The sequence below is a fragment of the Enterobacter sp. 301B genome (assembly GCF_003850715.1).
Lineage (GTDB): Bacteria > Pseudomonadota > Gammaproteobacteria > Enterobacterales > Enterobacteriaceae > Enterobacter > Enterobacter intestinihominis.
On the sequence record NZ_PQTC01000004.1, the window covers coordinates 239489 to 261768 of the forward strand.

General features: G+C 55.3%; 25 protein-coding genes. 18 read left to right on the forward strand and 7 right to left on the reverse strand.

Annotated features, from left to right (window positions below; genetic code table 11):
• Positions 1–8 precede the first annotated feature (8 nt).
• Positions 9–278, reverse strand: coding sequence for a DUF1435 domain-containing protein (locus C3451_RS06685; protein WP_026080652.1), 270 nt, complete (start codon positions 276–278; stop codon positions 9–11).
• Between the two features lie 216 nt (positions 279–494).
• Between C3451_RS06685 and C3451_RS06690 the strand changes: the two genes are divergently transcribed.
• Together C3451_RS06690 and fhuF are read left to right on the forward strand one after the other, a co-directional pair.
• On the forward strand, positions 495–1559 hold the full coding sequence (locus C3451_RS06690; RefSeq protein WP_023305406.1) for a GGDEF domain-containing protein: 1065 nt from the start codon (positions 495–497) through the stop codon (positions 1557–1559).
• A 95-nt stretch (positions 1560–1654) separates the two neighbouring features.
• A complete protein-coding gene (gene fhuF, locus C3451_RS06695; RefSeq protein ID WP_045621233.1) occupies positions 1655–2443 on the forward strand; it encodes a siderophore-iron reductase FhuF in 789 nt (262 codons plus the stop codon).
• A 77-nt stretch (positions 2444–2520) separates the two neighbouring features.
• Here the strand turns inward: fhuF and C3451_RS06700 are convergent, their stop codons facing one another.
• Entirely contained in the window at positions 2521–3867 is a 1347-nt protein-coding gene (locus tag C3451_RS06700) for a PTS cellobiose transporter subunit IIC (RefSeq protein ID WP_006810218.1), read from the reverse strand.
• A 328-nt stretch (positions 3868–4195) separates the two neighbouring features.
• Between C3451_RS06700 and C3451_RS06705 the strand changes: the two genes are divergently transcribed.
• Positions 4196–4654, forward strand: a complete 459-nt coding sequence (locus tag C3451_RS06705; RefSeq protein ID WP_022646971.1) for a YbaK/EbsC family protein — start codon at positions 4196–4198, stop codon at positions 4652–4654.
• 37 nt (positions 4655–4691) lie between these two features.
• On the opposite strand, the gene bglJ is transcribed toward C3451_RS06705, so the two are convergent.
• A complete protein-coding gene (gene bglJ / locus C3451_RS06710; RefSeq protein WP_032625381.1) occupies positions 4692–5327 on the reverse strand; it encodes a DNA-binding transcriptional activator BglJ in 636 nt (211 codons plus the stop codon).
• The gene (locus tag C3451_RS06715) at positions 5324–6061 is read right to left on the reverse strand and encodes a response regulator transcription factor (protein ID WP_022646969.1); all 738 of its coding nucleotides are present in this window, start codon (positions 6059–6061) and stop codon (positions 5324–5326) included. The genes bglJ and C3451_RS06715 overlap by 4 nt, the downstream gene beginning before the upstream one ends.
• A gap of 389 nt (positions 6062–6450) precedes the next feature.
• On the opposite strand from C3451_RS06715, the gene C3451_RS06720 reads away from it, so the two are divergent.
• The 9 genes from C3451_RS06720 (at position 6451) to C3451_RS06760 (ending at position 13744) form a co-directional block, all read left to right on the forward strand.
• Positions 6451–7227: a threonine/serine exporter family protein gene (locus tag C3451_RS06720; RefSeq protein WP_017383842.1), complete on the forward strand. Its 777-nt coding sequence runs from the start codon at positions 6451–6453 to the stop codon at positions 7225–7227.
• A complete protein-coding gene (locus C3451_RS06725) occupies positions 7218–7691 on the forward strand; it encodes a threonine/serine exporter (RefSeq protein WP_032621429.1) in 474 nt (157 codons plus the stop codon). The genes C3451_RS06720 and C3451_RS06725 overlap by 10 nt, the downstream gene beginning before the upstream one ends.
• Positions 7692–7735: 44 nt before the next feature.
• Positions 7736–8188, forward strand: coding sequence for a MarR family transcriptional regulator (locus C3451_RS06730; RefSeq protein WP_022646966.1), 453 nt, complete (start codon positions 7736–7738; stop codon positions 8186–8188).
• A gap of 84 nt (positions 8189–8272) precedes the next feature.
• Complete coding sequence (locus C3451_RS06735; protein ID WP_003856578.1) at positions 8273–8701, forward strand: organic hydroperoxide resistance protein; 429 nt, start codon at positions 8273–8275, stop codon at positions 8699–8701.
• A 124-nt stretch (positions 8702–8825) separates the two neighbouring features.
• On the forward strand, positions 8826–9371 hold the full coding sequence (dnaT, locus tag C3451_RS06740; RefSeq protein WP_023299265.1) for a primosomal protein DnaT: 546 nt from the start codon (positions 8826–8828) through the stop codon (positions 9369–9371).
• Entirely contained in the window at positions 9368–10105 is a 738-nt protein-coding gene (dnaC, locus tag C3451_RS06745) for a DNA replication protein DnaC (RefSeq protein ID WP_003856580.1), read from the forward strand. The genes dnaT and dnaC overlap by 4 nt, the downstream gene beginning before the upstream one ends.
• An 84-nt stretch (positions 10106–10189) precedes the next feature.
• Positions 10190–10672, forward strand: coding sequence for a DUF2501 domain-containing protein (locus tag C3451_RS06750; protein WP_022646964.1), 483 nt, complete (start codon positions 10190–10192; stop codon positions 10670–10672).
• Positions 10673–10943: 271 nt separating this feature from the next.
• Positions 10944–13235 carry a phosphatidylglycerol--membrane-oligosaccharide glycerophosphotransferase gene (gene opgB, locus C3451_RS06755; RefSeq protein WP_063139112.1) on the forward strand — a complete coding sequence of 764 codons (2292 nt, stop codon included), beginning with the start codon at positions 10944–10946 and terminating at the stop codon, positions 13233–13235.
• Positions 13235–13744, forward strand: a complete 510-nt coding sequence (locus C3451_RS06760) for a GNAT family N-acetyltransferase (protein ID WP_023299262.1) — start codon at positions 13235–13237, stop codon at positions 13742–13744. The genes opgB and C3451_RS06760 overlap by 1 nt, the downstream gene beginning before the upstream one ends.
• A gap of 57 nt (positions 13745–13801) precedes the next feature.
• On the opposite strand, the gene C3451_RS06765 is transcribed toward C3451_RS06760, so the two are convergent.
• The 3 genes from C3451_RS06765 to hpaR form a co-directional block, all read right to left on the reverse strand.
• Positions 13802–14140, reverse strand: coding sequence for a hypothetical protein (locus tag C3451_RS06765; protein WP_124304262.1), 339 nt, complete (start codon positions 14138–14140; stop codon positions 13802–13804).
• Positions 14112–15776 carry a methyl-accepting chemotaxis protein gene (tsr, locus tag C3451_RS06770; RefSeq protein WP_022646961.1) on the reverse strand — a complete coding sequence of 555 codons (1665 nt, stop codon included), beginning with the start codon at positions 15774–15776 and terminating at the stop codon, positions 14112–14114. Before tsr ends, C3451_RS06765 begins: the two co-directional genes overlap by 29 nt.
• An 83-nt stretch (positions 15777–15859) precedes the next feature.
• Entirely contained in the window at positions 15860–16300 is a 441-nt protein-coding gene (hpaR, locus tag C3451_RS06775) for a homoprotocatechuate degradation operon regulator HpaR (RefSeq protein WP_045621229.1), read from the reverse strand.
• A 268-nt stretch (positions 16301–16568) separates the two neighbouring features.
• On the opposite strand from hpaR, the gene hpaG reads away from it, so the two are divergent.
• From hpaG to hpaI, 6 genes are all read left to right on the forward strand, one after another.
• Complete coding sequence (gene hpaG / locus C3451_RS06780) at positions 16569–17846, forward strand: 4-hydroxyphenylacetate degradation bifunctional isomerase/decarboxylase (protein ID WP_045621228.1); 1278 nt, start codon at positions 16569–16571, stop codon at positions 17844–17846.
• Positions 17843–19309 (forward strand): 5-carboxymethyl-2-hydroxymuconate semialdehyde dehydrogenase, encoded by a 1467-nt coding sequence (gene hpaE, locus C3451_RS06785; RefSeq protein WP_063139114.1) that lies wholly within the window; start codon positions 17843–17845, stop codon positions 19307–19309. Before hpaG ends, hpaE begins: the two co-directional genes overlap by 4 nt.
• Positions 19310–19311: 2 nt before the next feature.
• Positions 19312–20163 carry a 3,4-dihydroxyphenylacetate 2,3-dioxygenase gene (hpaD, locus tag C3451_RS06790; protein ID WP_023299259.1) on the forward strand — a complete coding sequence of 284 codons (852 nt, stop codon included), beginning with the start codon at positions 19312–19314 and terminating at the stop codon, positions 20161–20163.
• A gap of 9 nt (positions 20164–20172) precedes the next feature.
• A complete protein-coding gene (locus C3451_RS06795; RefSeq protein WP_045621225.1) occupies positions 20173–20553 on the forward strand; it encodes a 5-carboxymethyl-2-hydroxymuconate Delta-isomerase in 381 nt (126 codons plus the stop codon).
• 106 nt (positions 20554–20659) lie between these two features.
• Positions 20660–21463: a 2-oxo-hept-4-ene-1,7-dioate hydratase gene (hpaH, locus tag C3451_RS06800; RefSeq protein WP_015572593.1), complete on the forward strand. Its 804-nt coding sequence runs from the start codon at positions 20660–20662 to the stop codon at positions 21461–21463.
• 10 nt (positions 21464–21473) lie between these two features.
• The gene (gene hpaI / locus C3451_RS06805) at positions 21474–22271 is read left to right on the forward strand and encodes a 4-hydroxy-2-oxoheptanedioate aldolase (protein ID WP_045621223.1); all 798 of its coding nucleotides are present in this window, start codon (positions 21474–21476) and stop codon (positions 22269–22271) included.
• Positions 22272–22280: the final 9 nt, after the last annotated feature.

Sequence of the window (22280 nt, forward strand, 5' to 3'; positions counted from 1 at the left end):
TTTCCCTTTTATTTCAAACTCATCAGAATCACCAGCAGTCCACTGATTAGCGCAACGCATGATGGCAACAGCACGTAATGCCGTAACTGTTTGTGCCAGATCATCGCGGATGTCACCAGCAAGCCCGAAACAATCATTGCTTTCCAGACATCAATGGGAAGATCGGCAAACATCAGCCCACCGATAATGGAACCAGGCAGCAATATTCCCCACCCACTTCCCAGCGCTTTGCTCAACATGGTTTCACCTCTCGCACTGATAATGATAACCAGTATCATATGATAGTAATTATCACTTGTCAGCATGCGACGTAAGAAATTGCGCCAGCAATTGCTTTCCCATAATGACAGAGAATGTGTAAGGTGATAAATTGCCCACCTGTTAACTTCCGATAACGTTTTTCTGATAATAAAAATTCAATTTTGTAGCGACCAATAATACATAACAACACCTTGCTCATTGTTTTAATTGAGTTTTAATAAAAACGCACGCATATGACATCACAATCCTGGCTGTCCTTAGTCAACAAGAAATATCAGCTTTCTTTACGTTTATTTTTATTTCTGAACGCTGCATCAGCATTGTTCTCGGTAACAAACCCTCTCTATTCCGTTCGTGTGTTATCAGTCCCCCTGTTTGCCGTATTGACTGCCAGCACTGGCTTACTTATCTGGCACTGGAAAAATAGCACGCGAAAAATAAATATCCCTGCTGTTTCAGCTATTTTTGGGTTTTTATGGGCATGGCAGATCGTCTCAAAATTTCTGTTAATAACGCACGATCACGCAACCTATTTAATGATGGCGCTATTAACAGTGCTTTTTATAGGGTCTCTGGCTTTCGCCAGTAATATTAAAGCCTTTACGTTACATTCATTTCCCGCTTTTATATCCTGCCTGTGGCTTAGCCCGTCCGAAAACTGGCTGAGAATGGCCTATTTTTTCGCGCTGCCGGTGGTCGCCATTGGTATCCATCATGTTCTTCAGCGGCGTAATGACCGTTTCGCCCAGGAGCTGCTTTCCGAACTGCTCGAAGAGCGTGAAACCCTGACCGATCTCAGCATGATGGACCCGCTCACCGGCCTATATAACCGTCGCGGGCTGCAAAGCCGGCTTGAGAACCTCCCCAGGCCTGACGCTGGCGAGCACTTTGTGCTGCTGATGGATATCGACCATTTCAAAGCCTACAACGATCATTACGGCCATATGATGGGCGATCAGGCCTTGATCAGGGTCTCGGCTGCGATCCGCGACGCCGTGCGCTCACGCGATGTTGTCGCCCGGTTTGGCGGGGAAGAATTTATGGTGCTGTTAAGTAACATCCCACTGGAGCAAGCGCGCCAGACAGCTGAACGCATACGTCAGAAGGTTTACGATCTCAAAATCCCCCACATGTTTAACGAAAGCGTCGCCACTAACGTGACCATCAGCATTGGCATAGCCATGTTCGAAGGTGAAGACGTTGATGGCGCACTGGCGAAAGCCGATAAAGCCCTCTATGAAGCCAAGCATATGGGACGCAACAGCATTCTGCTGAGCGACGAGCTTCATATCGCCTGAAACCGCCTTCACAGCGCCAGGATAAAACGCTTGCGCTCGGTTTTATCTATAGTTAGGATTGGCAATCATTATCATTTAGATTTGTAATCCACACTATGGCGACTCGTACCGCACACATCGTTGAGCCACTACTCTGGCGAGCTCCACTCTCCGCCGGAGAAACGACGCTTGCGGATGCCATTCGGGAAAAAATCGCCGTAACACGCGCCCATCTGCTGGATTTCATCAAACTGGATGAAGCACCGCCGCATCATGCTCTGACGCTGACTCAGTGGCAACGACCTGCCGAGCTGCGGTCACTGCTGGCAACCTATTCCGACCATATTTATCGTAACCAACCGACGCTGGCGCGGGAAAATAAACCGCTGCTTTCCCTCTGGGCACAATGGTATATCGGGCTGATGGTGCCGCCTGTCTTGCTGGCCCTGTTGACCCAGGAAACGATGCTCGATCTCTCGTCGGAACATTTCCACGTCGAATTCCATGAGACCGGACGCGCCGCCTGTTTCTGGATTGATGTACACGAAGATTCGAGCGCGAGTCACCTGTCAGCGCAGGCGCGTATGGAACGGTTGATTACAAGAGCGCTGGTTCCGGTCATTGATGCGCTGGAAGCGACGGGGGAGATCAACGGCAAACTGATCTGGAGTAATACCGGGTATCTTATCCACTGGTATTTAACGGAGATGAAGCCGCTGCTCGGCGACGAGAAAGTGGATGCGCTGCGTCAGAGCTGTTTCTTTGCCAGACAGCTGTCGGATGGGCGGGATAACCCTCTTTACCGCACCGTGGTTCCGCGTGAGGGACTTCTGGTGCGTCGTACCTGCTGTCAGCGCTACCGTCTGCCGGATGTTCAGCAGTGCGGCGATTGCACGCTTAAGTAGTCTGGCCCTGCCTGAAACCCGCAGAGAGAGGGAACAAACACTAAAAACGGCAACCTGCGTTGCCGTTTTGCTTTTATCTAGGCTACCTGCTGATTTTCCTCTTCCCCATTACGCTGTGCTTCTTCCGCTTCCTGCTGAAGCAACTGTTTCTCGTACACCTTGAAGAACGGGAAATAGATAATGGCGGAAACGCAGGCCAAAACCAGCACCAGAATGGCTGCACGGAAATCCCAGCCCAGTGCCCAGGCGGCACCAACCGGAGCCGGTGCCGTCCACGGCACAACGGAAATCACGCGGCCAATCAGATCAAACTTCATCGCTGCCCATGCCAGCACGGCATTGACCATCGGCGCCAGCAGGAAAGGAATAAAGAACACCGGGTTCATCACAATCGGCGTACCAAAAATCACCGGTTCATTGATATTGAAAATGCTTGGCACCACGCTCAGACGTCCAATGGAGCGCAGGTGCGCGGAGCGGCTACGCAGGTAACAGAACACCAGCCCCATCGTCGCTCCTGACCCACCGATCACAATAAAGAACGTCCAGAAGGCTTCCATAAAGATGTGTGGTAAAGGCAGGCTCGCCGCCAGCGCGGTCTGGTTCGCCCCCAGGTTCGTCAGCCAGAACATTTGCAGCATACCCGAGACAATCGCTGCGCCGTGGATCCCGGCAAACCACAGCAGGTGGCCAATCAGCACCGCCAGCAGGATCGCTGGTAGCGAGTCCGCCGCAGAGACCAGCGGTTTGAATATCGACATGATGGCCTGTGGGATCAGCATACCGAACTGCGACTGGATCAACAGACTCAGCGGATAAAGCGTCAGCACCACCACCAGCACCGGGATCAGCAGGTCAAATGAGTTTTTGATCATCGGCGGAACCTGGTCTGGCAGGCGGATCCCGATATTGTGTGCTTTCAGGAAACGCATCATCTCAACGCAGTAAATCGCCACCAGGATCGCGGTGAAAATCCCGGTGCCTCCAAGGCTATCAACCGGTAAGGCGCCTTTGGTTTTAGGGGCGGCGACCAGCAGGAACGCCATCAGCGACAGCATCGCGCACATGAACGGATCCAACTGATGGGTTTTAACGTAATGTTTGCCCAGGTTGTAGGCGATAGCCGCACAGATATAGAGGGACATCACCCCCATCGTCATATCAAACGGCGTCAGAATTTGACCTTCAAACTGCTTCGCCATATCCAGCCAGGCGCGAGCAAAGCCCCAGGTGGTATCTGGCGAAAAAGGTGGGTAAGCGAACACTAATAAAAACGACCCGACAATCATAAACGGCATTGCCGATATGAACCCGTCACGAATCGCCATAACGTGACGCTGGGAAGAGATGCGCCCGGCAATAGGGCTGACATAATTTTCAACGAAGCGGAAAATCAGATTAAATGCAGCATGGTTGGCAGACATAGCAGATCTCCTGTCAGACGTTCGTTTCGGACGTTCTCACGTCACACGTTGTTCCATACATCAGCGTCACAACCTTGCCGGATCGTGTACCTGCGGTACTGCTCAAACGGAATGGTTTCATAATTAGCTCTTATTATTAGATACAGGGGAAGTTACACACTCAGTATTAATCTCTGCATCACGCTCTGCAACCGGTTACTGTAACCGGTTTCTGTGAATGTGAAGGCGATCCAGAAATCGCCCCTGACGGATATTTGTTACTTAAGGGATATTTACAGCGACTAAATTCTTATGACAGATTACGGAAGATATTTGTCAGGAGGAATCAATGAGTTTGCAGTCTGTACAGCAGTTTTTCGCCGAACACGCTCCGGATATAGAAATCATCGAGCTTAACCAAAGCACAGCGACTGTTGCCCTTGCTGCTGCCGCGCACAACGTTGAACCCGGCCAAATTGCCAAAACGCTGTCACTGAAAATTAAAAATGATGTGATTCTGGTGGTTGCAAAAGGCGATGCGCGTCTGGATAACAAAAAGCTCAAAGAGACATTCGGCGCAAAAGCCCGCATGCTCAGCTGCGATGAGGTAGTAACCCTGACGGGTCATCCTGTTGGCGGCGTCTGCCCTTTTGGACTGGAAAATCCGCTCTCTGTTTACTGTGACATCACATTAAAACAGTACGCCGAAGTGTTACCCGCAGCGGGCGCCATCCACAGTGCGGTGCGTATATCGCCCGACAGAATGGCGGAACTGACCGCAGCAAAATGGGTTGATGTCTGTATTTGAACGTTGCGCCAGAAAAATTCTGGCGCATCACTTAACACTACGAGAAAGAAGGAACGGTGAGAGCGGAACGGCGTATTTCCCTGACCGGGAGATGCGCCAGGATATCTGCCGCATCCAGTAATCCCACATCAGAATTGACGCCCAGCTTTACCATTGCGTTAAACTTATGCGCACGGATGGTTTTGATATTGCGTTCAAGCTGTGCCGCAATTTCAGGGATCGAAAAACCCGATGACATATATCGCAGAATCGCCCTTTCAGTTGGGCTTAGCATACGATGCTGGCTCACACACCAGTGATTGTACACGTTGTCGTTCACGTGATGCGTTTCGCTGAGTAATGTCTCCAGCCCCTCCATTAACTGCTTCAGCGGAACCGATTTACTGATAATTCCATGTAAGCGAGAAGGCGAAAGATGGCTGACCAGTCTCGCCTCCATTTCATCAGAGGCCAGCACGATACGCTTGACGTCGCTGTGGGTGAAGGTGAGATCCCGCAAACAGGCCAGACAGTTTCGCCGCTCCTCACGCTCATCGGACAATGAATAAATTACGGCAAAGAATGAGATTTCCGAGAGCGCCGCTTTGAAGTTGTCAAATCTGGCAAACAGGTGCACCTGGTAATGGCTCAGGGCGGGCATCGCAAAAAGATGCTTCAGCCCCATAGCGCTCATTGAGCAGCTTTCGATGACGGCGATATGTTTTGTTGCAGTGGTCTTTTCCATTCCTCAAACTCTCCATAAGCCGACATTAAACTGAGTTCTCGCATTCCCTGGGTACTGCTTATCCACGCGTACATATCGGCATTACTGCGAAGTGATAAGCGACGCATTGCACTGTTTTTCTGTGCACTGATCGTTTTATTACTTTTATTAAGTAGCGTGGCTATTTGGTTGATTCCCCAACCTTTACCTAACAAACGCAACACCTTGCGTTCAGAGTGGGTAAGCGCAATCATTTGCTCACTCTCCTCTTCAATATCAGGATTTTCCGGTATCAATAACGTCTGGCTTATTCGCTCGGCACGTTCACTCCCCGCGCGAATAGCGTTAATTACGCCTTCAATGGGTTCCATATCCGAAAGCAGCGTGCTTTCCGGACGCATAAGAAGCTCTACTGCAAGTGGATAAAGGGGGCGCGAAACGAGGAATATCCAGTGAATATCCCGGTACTGATTCATTAACCCATAATATTGCTCAAGCGTGCCGCGTGGATTACGATACTCACCCGAAATATCGGCAATAACGACCCCAGCGCGACGCAATTGTAATAACGTCAACTCCTGCATCGAACGGCAGTACGTTATCTCAAAATCGGGAAAATGACGCGACATGACGCCACCTAACCCATTTTGCATAACCGGTACTCTGCTGATCACCACTCCGTGTTTACCATTCAATGGCAACATAGACCCTCCCTGTCATGAATTCTTTATTTAAGAACGAACTAACCCTGCAAGGTTAAACCCGTTTGCATTCCGAAGTACAAACGGGTTAATACTCGCAAAATAGAACAAATATCACATGGGTTAAGAAACGCCCAATACAGGCCTAATATCGCATAAAGACCATTTAAATTTAATTCAAATTGCGTGAAAAGATCGAAAATATGAAATTAGAAATACTTAATATATTGTTTTTATAAATCCTAATTTCACATTCATTAAATAAATAACAATGCTGTCTTTCCTCCGCCCCCATCGCGCCACTGATCGCACAAATGTTGATCTGGCCCAGCGCAAAGGGCCCTGCACTTTGTGTTAAAAGTAAGCAATCTCTCTTCTCTTCAGGGCGTTTCATGCAGGCAGATCGGTCTACGCAACGTGCCACCACGCGGCTATGTATTCAGTGCGGGCTTTTTCTCTTACAGCACGGGGCAGAAAGCGCCCTCGTCGAAGAGCTCTCCACACGCCTTGGGCTGGCGCTGGGGATGGACAGTGTTGAGAGTTCCATCTCGTCAAATGCCATTGTGCTGACCACCATTAAAGACGGACAGTGCCTGACCTCCACCCGTAAAAATCATGACCGCGGCATTAACATGCACGTCGTGACGGAAGTGCAGCACATCGTGATCCTTGCTGAACACAAGCTGCTCGATCTCCGGGAGATAGAAAAACGTTTCAATCAAATCAAACCCCTCCGGTATCCGCGCTGGCTGGTTGTGCTGATGGTGGGACTGTCCTGCGCCTGCTTCTGCAAGCTCAACGCGGGCGGCTGGGACGGCGCTGTCGTGACCTTCTTTGCCAGCAGCATCGCAATGTATGTCCGCCAGCTGTTGACGCACAGACAGCTACATCCGCAAATTAACTTCTGCATCACGGCATTTGTGGCGACAACCGTATCCGGCCTGCTTTTGCGCCAGCCCTACTTCGCCAGCACGCCTACTGTTGCGATGGCCGCCAGCGTATTGCTGCTGGTGCCGGGTTTTCCCTTAATTAATGCCGTCGCTGATATGTTCAAAGGCCATATCAACACCGGTCTGGCACGCTGGGCGATAGCCAGCCTGCTGACGCTGGCGACCTGTATCGGGGTGGTAATGGCCATGACACTCTGGGGGTTACGCGGATGGGCGTGATGGATTTTATGCTCGCACTGGCACAGGACATGCTCTTGTCTGCCCTTCCCGCCGTTGGTTTTGCGATGGTGTTTAACGTCCCACAGCGTGCATTACCCTGGTGTGCGCTGCTGGGTGCCATTGGCCACGGCTCTCGTATGATCATGATGACAGCGGGCTTTAATATTGAATGGTCGACGTTTATCGCCTCCATGCTGGTTGGCAGCATCGGTATTCAGTGGTCCCGCTGGTATCTGGCGCACCCGAAGGTATTCACCGTGGCGGCAGTGATTCCTATGTTCCCGGGCATTTCAGCCTATACGGCGATGATCTCCGCCGTCAAAATCAGCCATTTTGGCTACAGCGAACCCCAGATGATCCTGCTCCTGAGCAACTTCCTTAAAGCCTCGTCGATCGTGGGTGCGCTCTCCATCGGCCTGTCGATCCCCGGCTTATGGCTTTACCGCAAACGTCCACGCGTATAATAAAATCGCTTGCAATTGTATCGTGCACTATCTATATTCATTTCATGGACGCAAAAACGAACGACACCACCAACGCGCTTCTGCTGGATAACCAGCTCTGTTTTGCCCTCTATTCGGCAAATCTGGCGCTTAACAAGCTGTACCGGCAACTGCTGGCGCCGCTTAACCTGACCTACCCGCAATACCTGGTGATGCTGGTGCTCTGGGAACAGGATGATATTACGGTGTCAGACATTGGCGAGCGGCTATTCCTGGATTCCGCCACGCTGACTCCCCTGCTGAAACGCCTGGAAAGCGCAGGATTGATCCTCCGCCAGCGTTCCCGTCAGGATGAGCGTCAGGTCGCCGTCACCCTGAGCGACGCGGGTCGGGCGCTGCAACAGCAGGCTGTGACGATACCCCACGCCGTGGGCTGTGCAGCGCAGTGTGATACCGACACCATGCTGGCGCTCAAGCAACAGCTCGAAAGTTTGCGCCAACAGCTGCATCGCGCGTAAGGCTGTACTTTACGCGTCTAATTTTAACCTAAAACATCGCGCGCTATTTAATAGCGCACATAAACGTAAGATGAGGAACCTGCCATGTCTTTAGAAAAAGTTGTCTACACTGCCAAAGCCAAAGCAACCGGAGGCCGTGATGGCCGCGCCACGTCTTCCGATGGCGTTCTGGATGTCAAACTGGGTGTGCCAAAAGAGATGGGCGGCATGGGGGGTGAAGTAACCAACCCTGAACAGCTGTTCGCTGCGGGCTACTCCGCCTGCTTCCTGGGCGCAATGAAGTTCGTTGCGGCACGCGATAAATTCGCTCTGCCAAAAGACGCCTTTATTGAAGGCGAAGTAGGGATCGGCCCGCTGCCAACCGGTTTTGGTATCGAAGCGAAGCTGAACATCCACGTTGAAGGGATGGACGCAGCGGAAGCCAAAAAACTGGTGGATGCGGCGCACATCGTCTGTCCGTACTCTAACGCGACGCGCGGCAATATCGACGTGACGCTGAACATCATCGCGTAACCAGCCCCTGTGATTTTAGCCCCGGTAAGCGTAACGCCACCGGGGAAATCCTCTCCTTTCCTCCCCTCTCTCTGTGCTACCATAACCCTCAATCACGCCCGTAGTAATCAGTTGAGAAAGTGTTATGTCCTCCAGAATTCTGACCACCAGCATTGCTGGCATTGATGCCTTTATGCGCGATCCTCGCGGTGTGTTGACGCACGCCGAAGGCGGCACGCTCGCGGTATTTGCCGACAACGCCCCGGCGTTTTATGCGGTCACGCCGGAACGTCTGGCGCAGCTTCTGGAAATTGAAGAGAAGCTGTCGCGCCCGGCGAGCGATGTCATGCTGGATAATCAGTTTTTTGACGAACCCGCCAGCGCCCCGGTGGCCGTTCCAATGGGGAAATTTCCCATGTACGCCGGTTGGCAGCCGGACGCCGATTTTCAGCGGCAGGCGGCCTTATGGGGAATAGCCCTCTCGCAGCCCGCGACACCGGAAGAGCTGGCAGCCTTTACCGCATACTGGCAAGCTGAAGGAAAAGTCTTCCACCATGTTCAGTGGCAGCAAAAATTCGCGCGCAGTCTGCAAATCAACCGCGCCAGCAACAACGGCCAGCCAAAACGTGATATCAATGCTTTTTCAGAACCGGACAAAAAAATCCCTGATGGATTCCGAGGTGCGAAATGAAAAACGTCGGCGACCTGATGAAACGTTTGCAGAAGATGATGCCTGCCAACGTGAAGCCCGCCTTCACCACCGGTGAAGAGCTGCTGGCATGGCAAAAAGAGCAGGGTAAAATTCGCGCGGCTGCCCTCGCCCGCGAAAACCGCGCGATGAAAATGCAGCGCACCTTTAACCGCTCGGGCATTCGCCCTCTGCACCAGAACTGCTCCTTCGAGAATTATAAGGTCGAGTCTCAGGGGCAGATGAACGCCCTTAACCAGGCGCGCCAGTACGTGGATGAATTTGACGGCAACATCGCCAGCTTCATCTTTAGCGGAAAACCCGGCACCGGGAAAAATCACCTCGCCGCCGCTATCTGCAACGAGCTGCTGCTGCGCGGGAAGTCAGTGCTGATTATCACCGTGGCCGATATTATGTCCGCCATGAAAGACACCTTCAGTAATCGCGAAACCAGCGAAGAACAGTTGCTGAATGATTTAAGTAACGTGGATTTGCTGGTCATCGACGAGATCGGTGTCCAGACGGAGTCCCGCTACGAAAAAGTGATCATCAACCAGATTGTCGATCGCCGTTCGTCGTCAAAACGCCCAACCGGTATGTTGACGAACCACAATATCGACGAGATGACCCGACTTCTTGGCGAGCGGGTGATGGATCGCATGAAGCTGGGTAACAGCCTGTACGTCATCTTCGACTGGGACAGCTACCGCAGCCGCGTCACCGGCAAAGAGTATTAAGATATTTCCAGGGAGCGCCAGAAGAGCAGAGGTATATACTGAACCCACTTCTGGCCCAAAACGGACCTTGTTGAGTAAATCATTATGAAAAAACAATTTCTTATCAGCATCCTTACTGGCGCCCTGCTGGTGACTGGCGCAGCGCAGGCCGCATCATGGCAGGAGTCGCTCTCCAGCGCAGCAAGTGAGTTAACCAAAGAGAGCGGCACGTCCCAGGGCGGACTGTCAGCCTCGTCCCTCACCGGCCTGCTGGGCAACAGCTCCCAAAGCCTGAGTGCCGGAACGATGAACAACGCCGCGGGTATTCTGGAATACTGCGCGAAGCAGAAACTGGCTTCCGTCACCGATACCGAAAACATCAAAAACCAGGTGTTGGGTAAACTGGGACTGGACACCCAGGAGCAGAAAGCGGACACCAACTATATGGACGGTATACAGGGCCTGCTGAACGCGCAAAATGGTCAGCAGCTGAACCTCAGCACCCTTGGAAATTCATCTCTGGCGAAACAGGTGAAAACGAAAGCCTGCGATCTGGTGCTGAAACAAGGCGTTAATTTCCTCTCCTGATTGTCCCCCTTTTTCTGCCACAACACGCCGCGTTTATTACATTAGTCTTATACCGCGGCGTGAAGTGCGTTTTTTTACCCCCTGCCACCACCTCAGCCTCCGTATGCCACGATGCGACTGTATTCAAAAATCCGATTTTATAAACCAAATCCTAACAACAGCACACTTTCGTGACACTAAAATTGCAGCTAAGCGACATCGCAATTACATTGTATTACCCAAAAAATAAGCAATTAGCCGGCTAAGCGTCCGGCATGATGAGGATCTGCTGTTGTCAGAGTTAATGTCCCTTGTCCTTTTCCTGGCTTCCATCGGCGTTTATGCCTGGAAAGCCGGTCGTCACACCTGGTGGTTTGTGGCCACCCTGGTGGTGCTCGGTATTTTTATTGTTTTAAACATTACGTTATATGCCAGCGATTACTTTACCGGCGACGGTATTAACGACGCGGTGCTCTACACATTGACCAACAGTCTGACCGGCGCAGGTGTGGGTAAGTACATCCTTCCGGGTCTGGGGCTGGTGGTCGCCCTGGTGGGCATCTTCGCCGCGCTAGCCTGGGTTCTGCGCCGTCGCCGTCACCGTCCGCATCATCATGGCTACAGCCTGCTGGCGCTGTGCCTGGCGCTGGCCTCCGTGGATGCCAGCCCGGCATTCCATCAAATTACCGAGCTGGTAAAATCCCAGTCGCGCGATGGCGATCCGGACTTTGCGGCCTATTACAAAGAACCCTCGAAGAAAATCGATAACCCCAAACTCAACCTGGTCTATATCTACGGCGAAAGTCTGGAACGCACCTGGTTTGACAACGATGCTTTCCAGAACCTGACGCCAGAGCTTGGCGCGCTGAAAAACCAGGGCCTCGACTTCAGCCACACCATGCAGTTGCCTGGCACGGATTACACCATCGCCGGGATGGTGGCTTCCCAGTGCGGCATTCCCCTGTTCGCCCCGTTTGAAGGCAACGCCTCCGCCTCGATGTCGAGCTTCTTCCCGCAGAACATTTGCCTCGGCGATATCCTGAAAAACTCGGGCTATGAAAACTACTTTATGCAGGGCGCTAACCTGCGCTTTGCCGGGAAAGATGTGTTCCTGAGATCCCACGGTTTCGATCACTTATATGGTTCCGAAGAGCTGAAAACCACGGTCGCCGATCCGGCCTACCGCAACGACTGGGGCTTTTACGACGATACCGTTCTGGATGAAACCTGGAAGAAATTCGAGAAGCTTTCCCGCGCCGGTAAACGCTTCTCGCTGTTTGCGTTGACCGTCGACACGCATCATCCGGATGGTTTCGTCTCACGCACCTGTAAACGTCAGGGCTACGACATTGACGGTAAAAACAACAAGTCGTTCAGCGCTGTGACCTGTAGCCAGGAACATATCGCGGCGTTAATCGAGAAAATCAAAGCGTCGCCGTATTTCAAAAATACGGTCATCGTCGTTTCATCTGACCATCTGGCGATGAAAAACAGCGCCTGGGATGAGCTGAATAAGCTGGATCGCAGCAACCTGTTCTTTGTGCTGCGCGGCGATAAACCGCAGCAGGAGATCATTGCCGCTAAACGTAACTCGATGGATAACGGCGCTACCGTGCTGGATATTCTGGGTGGCGATAACTTCATTGGCCTGGGCCGCAGTACGTTGTCGGGCCAGTCCCTGTCGGAAATCTTCCTCAACATGAAGGAAAAAATCCTCGCCTGGAAGCCGGATATCATTCGTCTGTGGAACTTCCCGAAAGAGATAAAAGATTTCACCATCGATCAGGATAAAAAAATGATCGCGTTCTCCGGCAGCCATTTCCGCCTGCCACTGCTGCTGCGCGTGTCGGATAACCGCGTCGAGCCGCTGCCGGAAAGCGAATACTCCGCGCCACTGCGCTTCCAGCTGGCGGAATTTGCCCCGCGCGATAATTTCGTCTGGGTCGACAAATGCTACAAAATGGGCCAGCTCTGGTCGCAACAGCTGTCGCTGTCCACCGACTGGTGCGTCTCTCAGGGGCAACTCGGCGGCGAGCAGACCGTGCAACACGTTGACAAACCGCAGTGGCAGGGAAAAACCGCGTTTAAAGATACGGTTATTGATACCGCACGCTATCAGCGCAACGTAGACCTGCTGAAAATCGTCGACAACGACATTCGTTATAAAGCTGACAGCTTTATTTTTAACGTTGCCGGCGCGCCTGAAGAGGTGAAGCAGTTCAGCGGTATTTCACGTCCCGAATCGTGGGGGCGCTGGTCTAACGCGCAGTTAGGTGATGAGGTGAAAATTGAGTATACCCATCCGCTGCCGGAGAAATTCGATCTGGTGATCACCGCCAGGGCATTTGGTCCCAACGCAAACCGTCCTGTGCCGGTGCGCGTCGGCGATAAAGAACAGATGCTGACGCTGAGCAATGATGTCACCACCAGCACGCTGCATTTCGATAACCCCACGCGCAGCAATACGCTGGTCATTGTACCGCCCGAGCCGCAGTCCACTAACGAAGGGAATATTCTCGGTCACGCTCCGCGCAAGCTGGGAATCGGCATGGTGGAGATTAAAATTGTGAGCAGCGCTGGCTGATGACGGCGTTCACCCTCCGCCCGACGCGCATCGACGACGTCGCTGCCCTGCCCGCCATTGAACGCGCGGCGGGGCAGCGATTTCGCGACGTTCCTGAGCTGGCCTGGCTGGCAGACAGCGAGGTTATTTCCGTTGAAGATCACCTCGGTTACGCCGGACGCGGATTAAGCTGGCTGGCGCTGGCTGACGACAGGCCCGTGGGCTTTATTCTCGCCGAAGCCCAGCCATCTTCGCTGTTTATTGTGGAACTTTCGGTTCATCTGGACTGGCAGGGACGAGGTCTCGGACGTCGGTTGATTAACCGTGTCGCAGAGCATGCCCGCACGCTGGGGCTAACCTCGCTGACGTTAACGACGTTTCGTGATGTCCCGTGGAATGCGCCCTACTACAGACGATTAGGGTTTGAAATGATGACGACGCTGACGCCGGAAATGCGCCAGAAACGTGAAGAAGAGACGGCGCACGGTTTAGCGTATGGTTCCCGCTGCGCCATGTGCCTGCCTCTGTAAAATCGCCCGGTGGCGCTGCGCTTACCGGGCCTACAAAACCCAATTCCGCAGGCCAGGTCAGACGCAGCCGCCCCCGACAAAACCCCCAATCAGTAGGCCGGGTAAGGCGCAGCCGCCACCCGGCAAAACCCACAATCCGTAGGCCGGGTAAGGCGTAGCCGCCACCCGGCGAAACCCACAATCCGTAGGCCGGGTAAGGCGCAGCCGCCACCCGGCAAAACCCACAATCCGTAGGCCGGGTAAGGCGTAGCCGCCACCCGGCAAAACGCACATCCCGTAGGCCGGGTAAGGCGCAGCCGCCACCCGGCAAAACGCACATCCCGTAGGCCGGGTAAGGCGCAGCCGCCACCCGGCGAAACGCACAACGTCAGAACGTTTCCCAGTTATCGCCCGCATCTGCGGTCGCCGGTTTACGCGCCACTACCGGTGCGACAACGCTTTTCGCGGAGGCGAACTCGCGCGCCTTCATCTGTTCCTGCTGAATACGGAACACCGCAACGGCCTGCGTCAGACGGCTCGCCTGCTCTTCCAGTGCCGCCGCGGCCGCCGCAGACTCTTCCACCAGCGAGGCGTTCTGCTGGGTCACGCGATCCATCTCCGCCACCGCCAGCCCCACCTGGTCGATACCGCGGCTCTGCTCATCAGACGCAGACGCGATTTCGCCCATGATGTCCGTCACGCGCGTTACCGCATTCACGATCTCACCCATGGTTTCACCGGCGCTTTCTACCAGCGTTGATCCCAATTCCACGCGCCCCACGGAGTCTTCAATCAGGCTCTTGATCTCGCGAGCCGCCTGGGCGCTGCGCTGCGCCAGGTTTCGTACTTCACCTGCAACCACCGCAAAGCCGCGGCCCTGCTCGCCCGCACGTGCCGCTTCTACCGCCGCGTTCAGCGCCAGAATATTAGTCTGGAAAGCAATCCCGTCGATCACGCTGATAATATCGGCGATTTTCTGCGAACTGCCGGCGATGTCGCGCATGGTCTGCACCACGTTATCCACCACTTTCCCGCCTTTCTGCGCGGTTTCAGACGCGCTCAGGGCCAGGTTGCTCGCCTGACGGGCATTCTCGGCGTTTTGTTTCACTGTGGCGGTCAGCTGTTCCATGCTGGCGGCGGTCTCTTCCAGAGAGGCAGCCTGCTGCTCGGTACGGGATGAGAGATCGTTATTGCCCATCGAGATTTCGCTCGCACCGCTGTAAATGGCGTTTGCGCCGTTACGCACGTCACCCACGGTACGCACCAGCTCGCCCTGCATATGGCGCAGGGAGTCAGCCAGTTCACCCATCTCGTTGGAGCCTTCCACGTCGATGCGCTTCACCAGGTCGCCGCTGGCGATATGACGAATGCTGTCAATCAGACGGTTCAGCGGCGAAATCAGTGCCTGACGAATACCCAGCCAGACGGCAACAATCACCACCAGCACCGCAGCCAGCACGCTAATCAGCACCCAGATAGCCTGGCGGTAAGAGCTGTTGCTGTCTTCAACCGCGGTCTGATAGAGCGCGTCGTTTTGTTGCAGGTAGCTGACGTACTGCTTCTCAAAGCCATCCTGATAGCTCTGGGTCGGCTGGTCGAAGAACTCGTTGATCTTGCCCGCCCCCAGCAGCTGGATCAGCTCGGCCAGCGCGCCGTGGTAGATATCGTAATTACGTTTGATTTCCAGTGCCGCAGCGTCGCTCTGACGCGGGTCACGCGGAAGTGCTTCGTAATCCGCCCAGTTTTTTTCCGCCTGTTTCAGAGACGCAGAGGCAATCTGCATCAGCTCGGCGACGGTTGAGCCGCTGCCGATATTGTTCTGATCCATCATGTAGCGGATACCCGCGCGGTTCAGGGTGTTACGGGTTTGCAGCAGCGCCACCCAGCTACCGTTCAGGGTGGATTGTTGCTGGCGAATGGTTTGCAGAATGGTGAAATTCTCTTTGTCATGCTTCAGGGCATTGAAGAAAAGACCACCGGATGTGAGTTGTAAAAGGCCAAATATCGCTAAAACCAGCAGTAAGCTGGTGACAATCTTGATACGATTTAACATGTTTTCTCTTTCCTCAGGCAGATACAGAATATTCGGCCTGGCATGAGAAAACTTTACGAAAATCATCCTGGAATTTAGGGTTTTTACGCTTCGTCCCGCGCGGCAATATGTCGGTTTCCGAGTTCAATAAACTCTTCCAGCAGCGCCGTGAGCTGCTTCATCTTCTCCGGGGTATATTCCGCCTCAATCTGCTGGTACGCCTCTTCCACCTGAGCCTGAGCACGCTGGTACAGCGCGTTGCCTTCTTTCGTCAGCGATACGTACAGCTTGCGCTGGTCATTCACCGGCTTTAAGCGCAGCACCAGACCGTCGCGCTCCATCCGCGTCAGAATGCCGGTCAGGCTTGGGCGCAAAATGCAGGTGCGGAACGCCAGATCGTGAAAATCCATGGAGGGATGCTCGGCCAGCACGCGGACGATACGCCACTGCTGCTCGGTCAGATTATGCCGTTTCACTATCGGGCGGAAGTAGCCCATCGCCGCTTCACGCGCCTGCAACAGCGCGATGGTTAATGAATCATGCATCACCTTCCCCTTACATCATTAACAAGTAAACAATTTAAAACAGATGCTTTTATAGACAATACGTTGTAACCCAAAAAGTCTAACAGAAACAACGTCATTTTTTTAATGCATTGATTTTAATTATAATTAACCCATTGGTGTAAATTTATTGTTATTCATATCACAAATTATTCACTTCTGATTGCGAAACGAACAGCAAAAGCATAAAACCAGATCATTAATATATTAACGAAATCAAAACCGGACAGCCGGTTTGAGGAGTATGGGAATGAAAGGTACTGTTTTTGCCGTAGCGCTAAACCACCAAAGCCAGCGTGCGGCCTGGGCTGAGGCGTTTGAAAAAGCCCCCTATAACGCGCCGCCAAAAACGGCGGTGTGGTTTATCAAGCCACATAACACCGTTATTCGCGCAGGCGAGCCGATTCCCTTCCCGCAGGGAGAAACCGTGTTAAGCGGCGCAACGGTGGCGCTGGTGGTGGGCAAAACCGCCAGCAAAGTACGCGTTGAAGAGGCGGCGGCGTACATCGCTGGCTACGCGCTGGCCAACGAAATCAGCCTGCCTGAAGAGAGCTTCTACCGCCCGGCTATTAAAGCCAAATGCCGGGATGGATTTTGCCCGCTCGGCGAACCTGTCGCCGTTGATAACGTGGACAACCTGACCATCATCACCGAGATCAACGGTCGCGAAGCGGACCACTGGAACACGGCCGATCTGCACTGCAACGCCGCCGAACTGCTGAGCGCCCTGAGCGAATTTGCCACCCTGAACCCCGGCGATGCGATATTGCTCGGTACCCCGCAAAGCCGCGTCGAAATTCGCCCGGGCGATCGGGTACGCATTCTGGCAGAGGGATTTCCGCCGCTGGAAAACCCGGTGGTGGAGGAACGCGACGTTACCATCGCTTCGCGCACGCCGCCGCACGCCACGCTGTTCGCCCTCGGCCTGAACTACGCCGATCACGCCAGCGAGCTGGACTTCAAACCGCCCACCGAGCCGCTGGTGTTTATCAAAGCGCCGAACACCTTTAACGGCGACAACCAGACCTCGGTGCGCCCAAACAACATTGAATACATGCATTACGAAGCCGAGCTGGTGGTGGTCATCGGTAAAACCGCGCGTAAGGTCAGCGAAGCCGAGGCGATGGACTATGTTGCGGGCTACACGGTGTGCAACGACTACGCCATCCGCGATTATCTCGAAAACTACTATCGCCCGAACCTGCGGGTGAAAAGCCGCGACGGGCTGACCCCCATCAGCCCGAACGTAGTGCCAAAAGAAGCCATCCCTGACCCGCACAACCTTCGTCTTCGCACCTACGTCAACGGTGAACTGCGTCAGGAAGGCACCACCGCCGATCTCATTTTCAGCATCCCATTCCTGATTGCGTATCTGAGCGATTTCATGACCCTGCAACCGGGCGACATGATTGCCACCGGCACGCCGAAGGGGCTGTCCGACGTGGTGCCGGGCGATGAGGTGGTAGTGGAAGTGGAAGGCGTAGGCCGCCTGGTAAACCGAATTGTCAGTGAGGAGACTGCAAAATGAAAAAGATTAACCACTGGATCAACGGGAAAAACGTCGCCGGAAGTGAGTACTTCCAAACCACTAATCCGGCCTCCGGCGAGGTGCTGGCAGAAGTGGCCTCTGGCGGCGAAGCCGAAATCCATCAGGCCGTTGCCGCCGCCAAAGAGGCGTTCCCGAAATGGGCCAACCTGCCGATGAAGGAGCGTGCGCGCCTGATGCATCGCCTGGGGGATCTGATTGACCAGAACGTGCCGGACATTGCCGCGATGGAGACCGCCGACACCGGCCTGCCGATCCACCAGACCAAAAACGTGCTCATTCCACGCGCCTCGCACAACTTTGAGTTCTTCGCCGAGGTGTGCCAGCAGATGAACGGCAAAACCTACCCGGTCGATGACAAGATGCTCAACTACACCCTCGTGCAGCCGGTAGGCGTTTGTGCGCTGGTGTCGCCGTGGAACGTGCCGTTTATGACCGCCACCTGGAAGGTCGCGCCGTGCCTGGCGCTGGGTAACACCGCGGTGCTGAAGATGTCCGAGCTCTCCCCGCTGACCGCCGACCGTCTGGGCGAGCTGGCGCTGGAGGCGGGCATTCCGGCGGGCGTGCTGAACGTAGTGCAGGGCTATGGCGCCACGGCGGGCGACGCGCTGGTGCGTCATCATGACGTGCGCGCCGTCTCCTTCACCGGCGGCACCGCCACCGGGCGTAACATTATGAAAAACGCCGGGCTGAAGAAGTATTCCATGGAGCTGGGCGGCAAATCTCCGGTGCTGATATTTGAAGACGCCGACATCGAGCGCGCGCTGGACGCCGCCCTGTTCACCATCTTCTCCATCAACGGCGAACGCTGCACCGCCGGCTCGCGCATCTTCATCCAGCAGAGCATCTACCCGGAGTTCGTCAAACGCTTTGCCGAGCGCGCCAGCCGCCTGCGCGTGGGCGACCCGACCGATCAGAACACCCAGATTGGCGCGCTGATCAGCAAGCAGCACTGGGAGAAGGTCTCCGGCTACATCCGCCTCGGCATTGAAGAGGGGGCAACCCTGCTGGCGGGCGGCCCGGACAAACCGACCAATCTGCCTGCGCACCTGAAAGGCGGCAATTTCCTGCGCCCGACCGTGCTGGCGGATGTCGATAACCGCATGCGCGTGGCGCAGGAAGAGATCTTCGGGCCGGTGGCCTGCCTGCTGCCGTTTAAGGACGAAGCGGAAGGCCTGCGCCTGGCAAACGACGTGGAGTATGGCCTGGCGTCGTACATCTGGACGCAGGACGTCAGCAAAGTGCTGCGTCTGGCGCGCAACATCGAAGCGGGCATGGTGTTCGTCAACACCCAGAACGTGCGCGACCTGCGCCAGCCGTTTGGCGGCGTGAAGGCCTCCGGCACCGGGCGTGAGGGCGGCGAGTACAGCTTTGAGGTCTTCGCGGAGATGAAAAACGTCTGTATCTCCATGGGCGACCATCCGATTCCAAAATGGGGGATCTGATCATGGGAAAATTAGCGTTAGCGGCAAAAATCACCCACGTGCCGTCAATGTATCTCTCTGAACTGCCGGGCAAAAACCACGGCTGCCGCCAGTCAGCCATCGACGGGCATAAAGAGATCAGCAAGCGCTGCCGCGAGCTGGGCGTCGATACCATTATCGTCTTCGACACCCACTGGCTGGTGAACAGCGCGTATCACATCAACTGTGCGGACCATTTTTCAGGCGTCTACACCAGCAACGAGCTGCCGCATTTTATTCGCGACATGACCTACGACTACGACGGCAACCCGGAACTCGGCCAGCTGATCGCCGACGAAGCGGTGAAGCTTGGCGTGCGCGCCAAGGCGCACAACATCCCGAGCCTCAAGCTGGAGTACGGCACGCTGGTGCCGATGCGCTACATGAACGCGGATAAGCACTTCAAAGTGATCTCCATCTCGGCGTTCTGCACGGTACACGACTTCGCCGACAGCCGCAGGCTGGGCGAGGCCATCGTCAGCGCCATCGAAAAATACGACGGCACCGTGGCGGTGCTCGCCAGCGGCTCGCTGTCGCACCGCTTTATCGACGACCAGCGCGCGGAGGAAGGGATGAACAGCTACACCCGCGAGTTTGACCGCCAGATGGATGAGCGAGTAGTGAAGCTGTGGCGCGAGGGGCAGTTCAAAGAGTTTTGCAGCATGCTGCCGGAGTACGCCGACTACTGCTACGGCGAGGGCAACATGCACGACACGGTGATGCTGCTGGGGATGCTCGGCTGGGACAACTACGACGGTAAGGTGGAGTTTCTCACCGAGCTGTTCGCCAGCTCCGGCACCGGCCAGGTCAACGCCGTTTTCCCGCTGCCCGCGTAAGGAGCCACCATGCCGCACTTTATTGCTGAATGTACCGACAACATCCGCGAGCAGGCCGACCTGCCGGGGCTGTTTGCCAAAGTGAACGAGGCGCTCGCCGCCACGGGTATTTTCCCGCTCGGCGGTATCCGCAGCCGCGCCCACTGGCTGGACACCTGGCAGATGGCCGACGGCAAGCACGATTACGCCTTTGTGCATATGACGCTCAAAATCGGCGCCGGGCGCAGTCTGCAGAGCCGGGAAGAGGTCGGTGAAATGCTGTTTGCGCTGATCACAACGCATTTTGCAGAGCTAATGGCGGGCCGTTATCTGGCGCTCTCTTTCGCCATGGAAGAACTCGATCCGACGCTGAACTACAAACAAAACAACGTGCACGCGTTGTTTAAGTAGACATCTTTTTCGCCCGGTGGCGCTTCGCTTACCGGGCCTACAACGGCTCGAACGTAGGCCGGGTAAGCGAAGCGCCACCCGGCAACAGCCGCACAAAGGATACGCCATGCTCGACAAACACACCCATACCCTGATCGCCCACCGCCTGCATCAGGCGGAACAATCCCGGGAGCAGATCCGCGCGATCTCGCTTGAGTATCCGGAGATCACCATTGAAGACGCCTACGCCGTCCAGCGCGAATGGGTGAGCCTGAAAATTGCCGAAGGCCGCGTGCTGAAAGGCCACAAGATCGGCCTCACCTCCAAAGCGATGCAGGCCAGCTCGCAGATCAGCGAGCCAGACTACGGCGCGCTGCTGGACGATATGTTCTTCCACGACGGCAGCGACATTCCCGTGGATCGCTTTATCGTCCCGCGCATCGAAGTGGAGCTGGCCTTCGTGCTGGCAAAACCGCTGCGCGGCCCGAACTGCACGATCTTCGACGTTTACAACGCCACGGATTACGTCATCCCTGCCCTGGAGCTGATCGACGCCCGCTGCCACAACGTTGACCCGGAAACCCAGCGCCCGCGCAAGGTGTTCGACACTATCTCCGATAACGCCGCCAACGCGGGCGTGATCCTCGGCGGCCGCCCGATTAAACCCGACGAGCTGGATCTGCGCTGGATCTCCGCCCTGCTCTACCGCAACGGCGTGATCGAAGAGACCGGCGTGGCCGCAGGCGTCCTTAATCATCCGGCGAACGGCGTGGCGTGGCTGGCGAACAAACTCGCGCCATACGACGTGCAGCTTGAGCCAGGCCAGATCATTCTCGGCGGCTCGTTTACCCGCCCGGTTGCCGCCAGCAGAGGCGACACCTTCCACGTCGACTACGGCAACATGGGCTCCATCAGCTGCCGCTTTGTGTAAGGAGATGACCATGCAAAACGCATTCAAAGCGGCGCTGAAAGCGGGCCGACCGCAAATCGGGTTATGGCTGGGGCTAACCAGCAGCTACAGCGCTGAGCTATTGGCCGGGGCCGGTTTTGACTGGCTGCTGATCGACGGGGAGCACGCGCCGAACAGCGTGCAGACCGTTCTCACTCAGCTACAGGCCATCGCCCCTTATCCCAGCCAGCCGGTGGTGCGCCCGTCGTGGAACGATCCGGTGCAGATCAAGCAGCTGCTGGACGTGGGGGTGCAAACCCTGCTGGTGCCGATGGTGCAAAACGCCGACGAAGCGCGGCTGGCGGTCAGCGCCACCCGCTATCCGCCTGCCGGCATTCGCGGCGTCGGCAGCGCGCTGGCGCGGGCGTCGCGCTGGAACCGTATCCCGGACTACCTGCATCAGGCTAACGACGCCATGTGCGTGCTGGTGCAGATCGAAACCCTAAGAGCGCTGAAAAACCTGCCGCAGATCCTGGACGTGGACGGCGTCGACGGCGTGTTTATCGGCCCGGCGGATCTGAGCGCCGACATGGGCTTTGCCGGTAATCCGCAGCACCCGGAGGTGCAGGCCGCCATTGAGCAGGCGATCGCGCAGATACGCGCTGCCGGTAAAGCCCCCGGCATCCTGATGGCCAACGAGGCGCTGGCAAAACGCTATCTCGACCTCGGCGCGCTGTTTGTCGCCGTCGGCGTCGACACCACCCTGCTCGCCCGCGGCGCGGAAGCGCTGGCGGCACGTTTTATCGAACAACCGGTTACGTCAGTTAATAACAATAAATCCGTCTACTAAACGTAAGAT